Below are 12,483 nucleotides of genomic sequence, written 5' to 3' on the forward strand. Positions count from 1 at the left end.
ATTTATTTTTGCAATAACTTGATATGAATTGTTATCGTACCGATGTATAGAATGAGATATAAAGGATAAATTTATGACATGTATAAAAGTTGATAAGAGCAATTTCGAAAATGAAGTTCTGACCTCTTCCACCCCTGTTGTCGTTGATTTTTGGGCAGAATGGTGTGGTCCTTGCAAAATGATTGCTCCCATTTTGGATGAAATTTCAGCAGAAATGCAAAATCAAGTTAAAATTGCTAAAGTGAATATTGATGAAAATCCGGAACTCACTACCCAATATGGAGTACGTTCAATTCCTACCTTATTGATGTTTAAAAATGGAAATGTTTCATCAAATATGGTTGGAGCTGCTTCTAAGGGGCGTGTTTCTGAATGGATCAAAGAAGGGCTTGGTTAAATTTGCCTATGACAGATCTTGCTATAAGGAGAGGAGTTTCACCTCTCCCTTTTTGGGGGGATTTCATTAAAATAACCGCTTTTCCAATAATAAAAGCTGCTGTTTATTCAGAGCGGACTTGATAATCTTTAAAAGCTGAAAATTTTATTTTCGGTGCCCGTTCTGCTTCATAATTCAATGAGAAGTGATTTTCTGCTAAAAAGACTGCATCACCATCCAAATCATGCGCAATAGCAGAACGGTGGTTGATAAGAAATTTTTGTAATTCGTGTTTATCCTCTGAAGAAATCCAACGACATACGCTAAAGCGTGCCGATTCAAAATTCACTGGCATACCATATTCTATTTTCAATCGTTCCTTTAAAACATCAATTTGCAAAGCACCAATCACCCCAATAAGAGAAGGTGATCCGTCATCAGGAATAAAGAGTTGCACAACCCCTTCTTCAGCCATTTGTTGTAAGGCGTCTTTCAGTTTTTTTGCTTTCATCGGATCGCCTAAACAAACACGACGCAAAATTTCTGGTGCAAAATTAGGGACGCCCTTAAAGAGGATGTCTTCTCCTTCAGTCAAAGTATCACCAATGCGTAAAGTTCCATGATTAGGAATCCCTACGATATCACCAGCATAAGTTTGATCAGCAATTTGCCGCGAGCGCGCAAAGAAAAATTGTGGAGCAGAAAGTGTCATTGATTTTCCTGTTCGTACCAACTTTGTCTTCATGCCACGTTCAAGTGTTCCCGAACAAACCCGAAAAAATGCAATACGATCACGGTGATTGGGATCCATATTTGCTTGAATCTTAAAAACAAATCCCGTCATTTTAGATTCCATGGCCATGACATTGCGTTGATCTGCACTCTGATCACGAGGACTTTGACCAAAATCAATGAGCGCATTGATTAAATCACGAACACCAAAATTGCGTAAAGCCGAACCAAAATAAACAGGAGTCATATGTCCTTCACAGAAAGCTTTAAGATCAAAATTTTTGCAAGCATTTCGCGCAAGCTCTACACTCTCGATAAAAGATAAGCGTTGGTTTTCTGGAAGCAAATTTGCAATCTCATCTGGTCCAGAAACCATCCGTTGCCTTACCTCATCATCTTTTTGACGAAAACGATTATGATGAAGATCAAATGTGCCAACAAAATCTTTACCCGTACCGATTGGCCATGTTATTGGTGCTGTATCTAGGGCGAGTTTTTCTTCAATTTCATCTAAAAGCTCTATAGGATCACGTGCTTCTCTATCCATTTTATTGATAAAAGTAACAATAGGAATATCCCGCATCCGACACACTTCAAACAATTTCAGTGTTCTAGGCTCAATTCCCCGTGCACCATCTAGCACCATGATAGCACTATCAACTGCCGTGAGAGTACGATAGGTATCGTCTGCAAAATCCTCATGTCCTGGGGTATCTAACAAATTAAAGATATGATCTTCATATTCAAACGTCATCACCGATGTTACAACCGAAATACCACGATCACGTTCAATATTCATCCAATCAGAGCGAGTTTGAATACGGCCTTTTTTTGCTTTCACCTCACCAGCAAGCTGAATCGCACCACCAAACAATAAAAGCTTTTCTGTTAATGTTGTTTTCCCTGCATCTGGGTGAGCAATGATTGCAAATGTGCGACGCCGTTTTACTTCTTGCGCTCTCTTTTCCATTATTCCACCATAGTTCGAGCAAGCGCTTCAGCAATCAGTGCACGCATTTCATTAATCCCGTACAACGCAATAAATGACCCCCATCGTGGTCCTCGTTCTTGTCCTAAAAGAACCTCATACAACATTTGAAAAAATACATTTGAAACACCAGGGCCCCCTTCAGGACTTTTCTTGCTATGGTCTTGATAACGTTCCGTTAAACGCGCAACATCAAGAAGCACATCTTGAAGCGTGTTTCCATCAACAGTTTCAGGCAAACTGGCTAATTTCGCATCTATTTGCACTAATGTTGCACGTTCACTGTCATCAGGAAGGCGAAATTTTTTATTTGGTTTCACAAAGAGTTCAAAATATTTAATGGCAAATTGCACCAACTGATCAAGTGCTGGATAAGTTTGTGGATTGGCTCCCTTAGCATAGCGAGAAATAAAGCCCCAAAGAACCTCTTTATTTTCAGCATTTGAAGCACTTACCAAATTCAAGAGCATAGCAAAAGATACAGGCAAAACATCTTGTGGAGGGCAACCACTATGGATATGCCATACAGGATTATTCAGCCGCTCTTGCCACCTTTGACGCCCATAGGCTGAAAGATGCGCATAATATTCATCAACCGCTTTTGGGATAACATCAAAATAAAGCCGTTTTGCCGTTTTGGGCTTTGAAAACATATAAAGCCCTAGACTCTCAGTTGGAGCATATGTTAACCACTCATCAATGGTTAAGCCATTTCCTTTAGATTTAGAAATTTTCTGCCCCTTATCATCTAAAAAGAGCTCATAGTTAAATCCTTCTGGTGGATTTCCACCAAGCACTTTACAAACTTTAGAAGAAAGAGTGGTGGAATCGATAAGATCTTTTCCCGCCATTTCATAATCAATGCCAAGTGCTTTCCAACGCATTGCCCAATCCACTTTCCATTGACATTTAACCTTGCCACCTGTGACCTCCGTTTCAATGGTTTCTCCCGTTTCAGGCTCAATATAGGTGACAGTACCTTTTTCAACATTACGAGCAATCATCGGAACTTGTAATACTTTTCCAGAAAATGGAGAAATCGGTAAAAAGAGAGAATAGGTAGCCCGCCGTTCTTCACCCAATGTTGGCAAAACAATTGCCATGACTTTGTCATAACAGCCAAGTATTTTTAAAAGTGTTTCATCAAAATGACCGGAAGTATAATAATCTGTCGCGCTAGCGAATTCATAATCAAAACCAAAACGATCAAGAAAAGCGCGCAAGCGGGCATTATTTGCTGCTCCAAAAGAAGGATAACTATTCCCAAAAGGATCTGGTACACGGCTAAGTGGTTGACCAAGATAGCTTTCCATTTTTTCGCGATCAGGCACATTATCAGGAACCTTACGCAACCCATCCATATCATCAGAAAAACAAAGAAGTTTCGTTTTAACTTTATTCTCTGTCAGAATATGGAAAGCATGGCGCACCATGGTTGTACGTACTACTTCCCCAAAGGTTCCAATATGCGGTAAACCAGAAGGGCCATAGCCTGTTTCGAATATTACACTCTCTGGATACCCTGTTTTTTCATACCGTTTGATAATTTTGCGTGCTTCTTCAAATGGCCAAACTTTCGATTGAGCAGCAGCATCTTTTAATTCTGGTGTAAGGCTAAGGGCATCATACGGATTACGCATCATCATCTTTATCCTAAAATTAAATTCTTTAATGGCTTGGTGTATGGTTATTAAACCTATTCGTCAATAATAGCACACTAAAATCTTCTTAATTATGCTCTTGTTATGACCAGTATCTGCCCTATTCTTTCCATTGCACTCTCTTTTATTTTTATCTTAATGAAGTATAAGTATCATGAACCGTAATTTACTCGTTTTGATCATTGGTATTTTAATTGCCATTATTCTAGGTTTTTCTTATTATACGTATCAGCAAGAAAAAAAATCCTCTAGCATAGAGCTAAAAATAGGACAATTAACCTCTTCGCAGACACCAATAAGTTAGAAAAATGACAAAATTAAATATTTTTATATAAAAAAGCCATTTTACTTATATTTAAAGGTGATTTTATAGGATTGTTTATATACATGCCAAAGAACGCACTGCCAATGTGCGTAAACGTAGGGCATTTAATTTAATGAAGTCAGCAGCATCCTGTTGATCATAGACGCCTTTATCATCCACAAAAGTTACCAATTTACTAGAGTAAAGGGACTTTTTGCTTTGGCGTCCTTCAACAATCACATTGCCCTTATAAAGCTTTAATGTAACTTCACCTTCAACATTTTCTTGGGATAAATCAATCGCAGCTTGCAGCATTTTGCGTTCAAGTGAAAACCAAAAGCCATAATAAATAAACTCTGCGTAACGCGGCATTAATTCATCTTTCAAATACGCTGCTCCCCGACCCAATGTGAGAGATTCCATCACACGATGAGCAGTCAAGAGAATGGTTCTCCCTGGTGTTTCATAAATGCCACGCGATTTCATACCTACAAAGCGGTTTTCTAGCAAATCTAACCGACCAATACCGTTGTCGCGTCCATAATTATTCAATTCAGCAAGTAAGTTCGCAGGAGATAAATTTTGCCCATTAATCGAGATAGCATAACCTTTTTAAAGCCAACCGTGATTATGATTGCTTGATCTGGAGCAGCTTCTGGAGAAAGAGTGCGCATATGAACATATTCAGGAGCAGGAAGTGCTGGATCTTCCAAAACCTTGCCCTCTGATGACGAGTACAATAAATTTGCATCGACGGAAAAAGGCGCTTCGCTTTGATTATCCTTCTCTACTGGAATTTGATGCGCGCGCGCAAATTCAAGCAAATCTGTCCGACTTTTAAAAGACCAATCACGCCATGGAGCAATAATCTTGATATCAGGATTAAGAGCATAAGCAGAAAGTTCAAAGCGAACTTGATCATTACCTTTTCCTGTTGCTCCATGGGCAATTGCATCTGCACCCGTTTCCTTGGCATTTTTAATAAGGCGTTTTGAAATGAGTGGACGAGCAATTGAAGTCTCCAAAAGATAACACCCTTCATAAACTGCATTGGCTCGAAACATTGGAAACACAAAGTCACGTATAAACTCTTCACGTAGATCTTCAATATAAATTTCTTTAACGCCCAGTATTTCAGCTTTACGACGCGCCGTCTCTAATTCTTCTCCTTGCCCTAAATCGGCTAGGTTACAACTTCAACACCCAGTTCACTTTGTAACCATTTAAGAATAATAGACGTATCTAGCCCTCCTGAATAAGCTAGAACAACTTTCTTAACATTTTTCCGTTTTTTCATTTTAAAGCTCTACATTATTTGCTTTCTTTTTACTCAGAAATCAAAACTATACAAACAATGAAAATAAATTCCCTTTAGACAACATTAAACAACAGATGCAAAAAAAAACGAAAAAGCGTAAAAAAGACCGTTTGTGTAAAGACATAAGTCACAAGCAAATCTTTTAAAGAATAAAGGAGATTTATATGTCATTTTTCCCTGAATGGTCTAGCATGATACAATTTTTTTCAGCAGCATTGATTCTAGCACTCATTCCAGGACCTGATATTATGCTATCTGTATCACGCACCATTGCACAAAGCAAAAAAGCTGGAATTATGTGTACGTTAGGGAGTGCAACAGGTTTTGCTATTCAAGTTGTTGCTGTCGCACTCGGCATATCAGCGCTCATTTTTACCTCACCGCGCGCCTTTCTTGTTCTTAAAGTTGTAGGTGCCTTTTACCTTCTATGGCTTGCCTTTCAAGCATTGCGTAAAAATTCGACATTTTCTCTCAAAGAAACATCCCCCAAATATCAAAGTCTTAGACGTAATTATTTTATGGCTATTGGAATTAATCTCTTAAATCCCAAGGTCATCCTTTTTAATGTAACTTTCTTACCACAATTTATCAATGCAAATGACCCTATGGCTATGCAAAAATTGCTCATTTTGGGTCTCTCTTATATTCCTATTGCTTTACCCATTAACATTTTTATAGTTTTTATGGCTCATAAATTTTCTAATGGACTTAAGCGAAATCCTTCTTATATCCGTTTTCTTGATTGGCTTATCGCCGGTATTTTTACCAGTTTTGCTTTACGCATTCTTATTGATAAAAATTAAGATCATTCACTACCAATCACATTTTCAAATTGCAAACATTCTGATTTACGTAAACGTTCTGAGGCAGATTTAAGCTGACCGCACGCAGCTAAAATATCGCGTCCGCGCGGTATTCGAATAGGTGAGGCATAACCTGCTCGATTAACCACATCAGCAAAACGTTCAATTTGTTCCCAATCAGAACATTGATAATTACTTCCAGGCCATGGATTAAAAGGGATCAAATTAATCTTTGCAGGAATCCCTTTCAATAATTGAATTAATCGCTTGGCATCATCCAAACTATCATTGATATCTTTCAGCATAACATATTCAAATGTAATGCGCTTTGCATTAGAAAGACCAGGATAATGACGACAAGCATCCATTAATAAAGCAAGAGGATACTTCTTATTGATAGGAACAAGCATATCCCGTAGTGTATCATGCACTGCGTGAAGTGAAATTGCCAACATAACTCCAATTTCTTCACCAGTTCGGATAATTCCAGGAACAACCCCGCTTGTTGAAAGCGTAATTCGACGTTTTGATAAAGAAAGCCCATCTCCATCAGAAGCAATCAATAAAGCTTTTTTAACTGCTTCAAAATTATAAAGCGGTTCGCCCATCCCCATCATAACGATATTGGTGATTTTACGCCCTTCAACTGGAACAATTGCTCGATCAGGAGTATTTTTATCAGGAAAGTCACCTAAACGATCACGTGCAACCAATAATTGCGCTAAAATTTCTTCTGCTGTCAAATTACGAACAAGCACTTGTGTTCCCGTATGGCAAAAGGAACACGTTAACGTACATCCTACCTGTGATGAAAGACATAAAGTACCACGCCCTTCTTCAGGGATATAAACCGTTTCAATTTCAACGAGCCTTCCTGCACCACGTGCTGGAAAACGCAACAGCCATTTACGCGTTCCATCCTTTGATATTTGTTCTCCAACAATTTCCGGACGTGCAATGGAAAAATGACTTTTAAACATTTCTCGCATGGATTTAGAAATATTCAGCATCTCATCAAAATTTGAAACGCCACGCACATAAAGCCAGTGCCAGAGCTGGCGTACACGCATACGCGTTTGGCGCTCTGGAACACCAATTGTCTTTAAAGTGTGCATCATTTCATCTTGTGATAAGCCAATTAAAGAGAGCTTTGCGCTCCCCTCCACGATAACAGTCTCTGTTTCTCGTGCTCGACACGCACCGACTGGTCTAAGGTCATATGAAACGGCCATTGTTTTCCAATTTATATCACGAATTTAGAGTTACAGAAACCTTAATGACACTTCTGGACCGCGTTTAAGGCAGCAGTTATCCCTTTTAAGGAATAAGTATAGGTAGTATGGGTTCCTCGTTTTGAGAGTGCTTTCACCGTCATACTAATCCCAGAACGCATAGCAGAAACAAGCTGCTTTTCTAACGCTGATGATGCCAACCAAGCTGATGAATCTTTCGTAAAAAAATCAAAATCCATATTTCCAATGGTCACAGTAACTTTTGATCCTTCTTTAAGTGTATATCCAGCCATAAATTGTGGTTCAAACGAGATAGGCGAATCCGAACGCTTGGTAACCAAAAAGAAATTATCTCCATGATTAACCGTCGTTGGAAGTGCTTCTAAGGGTACCGATAACACATAGCAAATTATATTCTTTGGTGATTTATAAGAATAAGCTCCCCACGCTTCAAACTGATTCAAACGGCTTGGCGTTTGCGCACACGCTTGTCCGAAAGTAACCAGAACCATTATAGATGCAGCAATAACCGTCTTTTCAAACATCTTCATTTAGCTCACTTTTTTAGTCTCTACCAAGATTCTCATCATGAGAAAAGCTCGTCAACGCTCTAGTGTAATCGTCTTCATCCTTTCAACAAGCAAAAAAATTTTACTCCAACAAGAAAAGATTTTTACATTTAATTTTGACTCTTTGGTTGTTACTAAATATGGAATTTTTATTCAATAACCAGATTTTGAAAAATAACATATTGATTTTATGCTACAAATTCCATTTCTCGTATAAAAACTCTCTCTTCTTTAAGCAATCAGACTTCAAAATAAAGTGTGAATATAGCATCACCCTGTTAAGAAATAAATGACGCTCCTACACCACGGGCAATTTGTTGTAAAGTGCTGGAAATGCATCCTATAAAGGAATATCCTTCATTTTACAGCCTTTCGGATATCATTTATAAATCAACACACTTAACGCATTTGCGTTAATAAAAATCGCAAAATATTCACCCTTCAACAAATTATAGCGCGTCTATACTTCCTATTCAATACCGTTTAGATACCGCCTTTTCACATTCTTTAAACCATTTTAATTTTAAAAATCCAATTCACGGATAAATTAAAAGACCTAAAAAAATGATGATTCCCTTGCTGGAATTTTTTTTAAATTATATGATATAGTGAGGGTTTTGAAGCTCTTTAAGCACAGATTATCTCATTTTCCAATCCACTATGTGGTGCATTCTCTACCGCACCACGCCATTTTTTTAAGCTGCATTTGATTCTGAATTCTGAATTAATAGAATATAAAGTGCATGAGCATCATGCGTATTACGTAATTTTTGAACGACATCAACATGACGCAACACACGTGCAATCTGCGATAAAGCTTTTAAGTGGTCTGCTCCAGCATTTTCAGGTGCTAAAAGGAGGAAAATAAGATCAATAGGCTCGTCATCAAGAGCTTCAAAATCAACAGGGCTTTCAAGGCGCGCAAATAGACCAATGATTCGATGAATATCAGGTAGTTTTCCATGAGGAATCGCAATACCACCACCAAGACCCGTCGAACCTAGTTTTTCACGTTGCAAAACAATATCAAAAATCACACGTTCATTAAGACCTGTCAGCTCAGCTGCTTTTTCAGACAAAATTTGCAGAACTTGTTTCTTTGAATTCGCTTTAAGAGCCGGAATAATTGCTTCCGGTGCAATTAACTCACTCAAATTCATATTTTAATTTTCCTTTTACACGCTCAAATGATCACCAATAAACCTGTAAACATATATCTTTCACTGTCTTACATCATCGCATGTGACTTTATTTTTCAATTTATAACGGATGATGACTCAATTCATCTCACTATCAGTGCAACAATAAATAGTTACTCAGCTCCTCATTAACAGCATGAGAAAACAAAGAAATGAAATTGTCCGTAAAATTAATCTTCCTACAATAGTCGCAAAGGCATTGTTCGTAAATTTATCAACCTTTTTATCACAAGAGTTTGTGTATCATTTCTCATCAGATCTTCCTCTTCTTTTTAAAACCTAGTTCTTCATAAAATGAGAAGCATATCGCGGTAAAATAGCTTTTTACTTTGGCAAACACAGTGCAGCCTGAACACTGCCCAACTACAACGATCTAAAAAGCTTTAAGTCGTTCAACATTTATTTTAAAGGGATTCACATATCCAGATTAGCACCCGCTCTATGCGCCTGCTTTTAAATGCGCAATGCAAACCAACAAAATATCACAAATCTTATTTGACAACTGTAATATATAACCCATGGTGCCACCCTCAAATATCCTAAACAGCGCTATTGATATGTTGTTTTTTCGACAGAAAAAATATTATTAATACTCTCTCTTTTCCAACAACATGCGCATTTATTATTTATAGCCCCGTTTATCATTCATTATCAGGTTAATCTAGTGATATCTTTTCCATGCTATAGTCAAAAGCGAACAAAATCTATGAATATAGTAAAATCACTTCATTTTGTTGAGGATTTTTCCAACATTTAGCAAAACTTCAATTTAAGGTGATCATCATAAAAAAAGTTTTGGCACAAATAAGGAGCCTCTCAACTCTAACCCAATAAATAGAGCTCCTGTTGTATTAACAAAACTAAAAAACATCCATGCTCTTTTTCAGAGACTGTTTTATCTTCTGTTTTATTTAAAGCGTTTAATAACATAATCATAGCTTCCGCAACGTATTAATAATTGCTCTTGGTTATACAATGAAGACGCATCTTTATAATCGCAGTTAAGAATCAAAATAAAGCTTCATCCCCTCTGTATAATGCGTTTAATTTCCTGAATATTCAAGAATGGTGTTTGTATTCATCATATCCTCTTTAGATTTAAGGTACTCATTGAAACTGTAAAATCAGAGAGAAAACTGATTTCCTAAATAAATTCTGCGCACATCAGCATTGTTGATAATATCGTTGGGACAACCGTGAACCAACACTCGCCCTGCATGAATGATATAAGCACGGTCGACAAGACCCAATGTTTCTCGTACATTATGATCCGTTATCAAAACACCAATTCCGCGCTGAGTTAAATAACGAATAAGCTGCTGAATATCAAAAATAGCTATAGGATCAATTCCTGCAAATGGTTCATCAAGTAACATAAAATGGGGGCGAGAGGCTAGGGCACGTGCAATTTCAAGTCGTCGGCGCTCTCCCCCTGATAAAGAAAGAGCGGACATCTTGCGTAGATGATCAATTTTAAATTCATGTAACAAAGCATCCAATTCTTCACGTCGCTTGAGGGGATCCTTTTCAACACCTTCCAAAACAGCCTTGATATTGTTTTCTACTGAAAGTCCGCGAAAAATCGACGCTTCTTGCGGAAGATACCCAATCCCTAAACGTGCACGTCGATACATTGGAAGATGGGTGACATCAAATCCATCAATTCTAATAGTTCCTCCATCAGATTTAATAAGGCCCGTAACCATATAAAAACAAGTTGTCTTACCCGCACCATTGGGACCTAAAATTCCAACAGATTCTCCGGTACGAATACCAAAAGAAACACCATTAACAACCTGCCTTCCGCGGTAAACCTTAATCAAACGACTGGCAATTAAAGTTCCCTTTAAAGGCTTTCTTAAAGCTTCGCTTGCAAGATCATATCTGTCCGTCTGCTTTTTTCTTTTGATTCCAAACATGAAATCTTAATGGTCATTTTTTTGATTTTGTTTAAAAATAATAGAAACACGGCCCTTTTTCTCAGATGTCTCACAACCTTCTAAAAAAGCCTTTCCGCTTTTCATATCTGCCGTTAGCTTGCATCCCGTTGCCACATTATCACCATCCGTTAATACAACATTATTCCCTGTCAAACGTATTATTTTCGACTTACCATCAAAAACGCCCTTGTCACCCGTAGCGATCTGCGTAGCATTTTTTATATAAACTTTTCCTAAAGCTTCCATTTTCTTAATACCTGTCGAACCAAACCAAGCAGGCGATGCCTTCATGTCTCCTTGATTCTTATTGGTACCTTTATACGCCTTATCATAGTAAACAATCAATTTTGCCGTTCGCAAAAGACGTTCACCTTGAACCACCGAAACATCACCATTAAAAAGCGCTATCCCCTCTTTATCACGTATTTCTAAAGAATTTGCATAAAGTTCTACTGGTTCTTTTTCGTTTGATAAATTAATTCCAAAATGAGCAACTTCAGAATATGCCAAAACGGTTCCAATCCTTAACATCTCCATGCCGAAAGCCAAAATTATACTCAACCATTTTTTGTATGGTTTCTTCGGCTTCATCTCATCATCCCTCATTCTTCTGTCCATATAGATACAGACTTCTTTTTCACAACAGATACTTAAAAAGTCGTATTGAGACTCTCTCATTGCTTGTCAAGTATTAAATACACACCACCATGAAAGTACATGTTTTGTCCTTTTTTTCGAATTTGCAAAGCATTGGCTGCAAGATGCAATCCTGCACGCTGAATATTGACACGTTGATCTGTGTTTAATTGCCCCTCAGATAAATTAATATTTGCTGCCATAAATTGTGCAGTCATTCCGTCATTTGTTGTAATAGTGAATGGCTTATCCAACTGTAAACAACCGTTCATGTTATCATAAACTCCCCCTTGTGCGTCGAGAAAAACGCGTCTTTTTTTGCCCACAAGTGCTTCAGCTGTGATATTTTGCAACCCAATCACTCCAGAACGGGTACGATCTTGAAATGCCTTTTCTGCTTTAAGCCAATAAGGCTCATGAGAACGCGTATAGCCTTCTAATTTTGGATTGAGCATCGTCAACTTCATCATCTCCCCCTCTTCACTCTTTAAAGTAACAGGATCAGAAGAAACGGGAACAAAGAAAAATGTAAACCAGCAAAAAACGAGTGCCGTTGCCAATGCCAAAAGAGGTAAAAAAAATTTTAATACGCTAATGCGACGCGAATGACGGGATGCTTTTCTAAAAACATCACTACAAGATGATTTTGTTGAAAAGGCTCCATAATAATTGTGTACGGACATACTACTCTAATCTCTTCAATACTCCGCGTTTTCCAACCTGTA

The 12,483-nt window shown here is 37.9% G+C and carries 11 protein-coding genes and 1 pseudogene; 3 read left to right on the forward strand and 9 right to left on the reverse strand.

The window, feature by feature from the left end; all coding sequences use genetic code 11:
- Window positions 1-73 precede the first annotated feature (73 nt).
- A complete protein-coding gene (trxA, locus tag J7R10_RS00575) occupies window positions 74-397 on the forward strand; it encodes a thioredoxin (protein ID WP_010704480.1) in 324 nt (107 codons plus the stop codon).
- A gap of 103 nt (window positions 398-500) precedes the next feature.
- Here trxA and J7R10_RS00580 read toward each other — a convergent pair whose 3' ends face one another.
- Window positions 501-2,078 (reverse strand): peptide chain release factor 3, encoded by a 1,578-nt coding sequence (locus J7R10_RS00580; protein WP_010704479.1) that lies wholly within the window; start codon window positions 2,076-2,078, stop codon window positions 501-503.
- Complete coding sequence (locus J7R10_RS00585) at window positions 2,078-3,739, reverse strand: lysine--tRNA ligase (RefSeq protein WP_010704478.1); 1,662 nt, start codon at window positions 3,737-3,739, stop codon at window positions 2,078-2,080. Before J7R10_RS00585 ends, J7R10_RS00580 begins: the two co-directional genes overlap by 1 nt.
- Before the next feature lie 172 nt (window positions 3,740-3,911).
- Here J7R10_RS00585 and J7R10_RS00590 point away from each other — a divergent pair, with 172 nt between their 5' ends.
- Window positions 3,912-4,061: a hypothetical protein gene (locus J7R10_RS00590; RefSeq protein ID WP_164713717.1), complete on the forward strand. Its 150-nt coding sequence runs from the start codon at window positions 3,912-3,914 to the stop codon at window positions 4,059-4,061.
- A gap of 75 nt (window positions 4,062-4,136) precedes the next feature.
- On the opposite strand, the pseudogene J7R10_RS00595 reads toward J7R10_RS00590, so the two are convergent.
- Window positions 4,137-5,358, reverse strand: a pseudogene (locus J7R10_RS00595) (argininosuccinate synthase).
- A gap of 185 nt (window positions 5,359-5,543) precedes the next feature.
- Here J7R10_RS00595 and J7R10_RS00600 point away from each other — a divergent pair.
- Entirely contained in the window at window positions 5,544-6,182 is a 639-nt protein-coding gene (locus J7R10_RS00600) for a LysE family translocator (RefSeq protein WP_010704477.1), read from the forward strand.
- A gap of 2 nt (window positions 6,183-6,184) precedes the next feature.
- Here the strand turns inward: J7R10_RS00600 and rlmN are convergent, their stop codons facing one another.
- The 6 genes from rlmN to lptC form a co-directional block, all read right to left on the reverse strand.
- Window positions 6,185-7,414, reverse strand: coding sequence for a dual-specificity RNA methyltransferase RlmN (gene rlmN, locus J7R10_RS00605; protein WP_010704476.1), 1,230 nt, complete (start codon window positions 7,412-7,414; stop codon window positions 6,185-6,187).
- Window positions 7,415-7,455: 41 nt separating this feature from the next.
- Window positions 7,456-7,959: an invasion associated locus B family protein gene (locus tag J7R10_RS00610; protein ID WP_010704475.1), complete on the reverse strand. Its 504-nt coding sequence runs from the start codon at window positions 7,957-7,959 to the stop codon at window positions 7,456-7,458.
- A 719-nt stretch (window positions 7,960-8,678) separates the two neighbouring features.
- On the reverse strand, window positions 8,679-9,143 hold the full coding sequence (gene ptsN, locus J7R10_RS00615; RefSeq protein WP_010704474.1) for a PTS IIA-like nitrogen regulatory protein PtsN: 465 nt from the start codon (window positions 9,141-9,143) through the stop codon (window positions 8,679-8,681).
- 1,163 nt (window positions 9,144-10,306) lie between these two features.
- On the reverse strand, window positions 10,307-11,101 hold the full coding sequence (lptB, locus tag J7R10_RS00620; RefSeq protein WP_010704473.1) for an LPS export ABC transporter ATP-binding protein: 795 nt from the start codon (window positions 11,099-11,101) through the stop codon (window positions 10,307-10,309).
- Between the two features lie 6 nt (window positions 11,102-11,107).
- Window positions 11,108-11,713, reverse strand: a complete 606-nt coding sequence (locus J7R10_RS00625) for an LptA/OstA family protein (RefSeq protein ID WP_010704472.1) — start codon at window positions 11,711-11,713, stop codon at window positions 11,108-11,110.
- A gap of 83 nt (window positions 11,714-11,796) precedes the next feature.
- Complete coding sequence (gene lptC, locus J7R10_RS00630) at window positions 11,797-12,441, reverse strand: LPS export ABC transporter periplasmic protein LptC (protein ID WP_010704471.1); 645 nt, start codon at window positions 12,439-12,441, stop codon at window positions 11,797-11,799.
- Window positions 12,442-12,483: the final 42 nt, after the last annotated feature.

It is taken from the genome of Bartonella vinsonii subsp. berkhoffii ATCC 51672, assembly GCF_902825225.1.
Classification (GTDB): Bacteria; Pseudomonadota; Alphaproteobacteria; order Rhizobiales; family Rhizobiaceae; genus Bartonella; species Bartonella berkhoffii.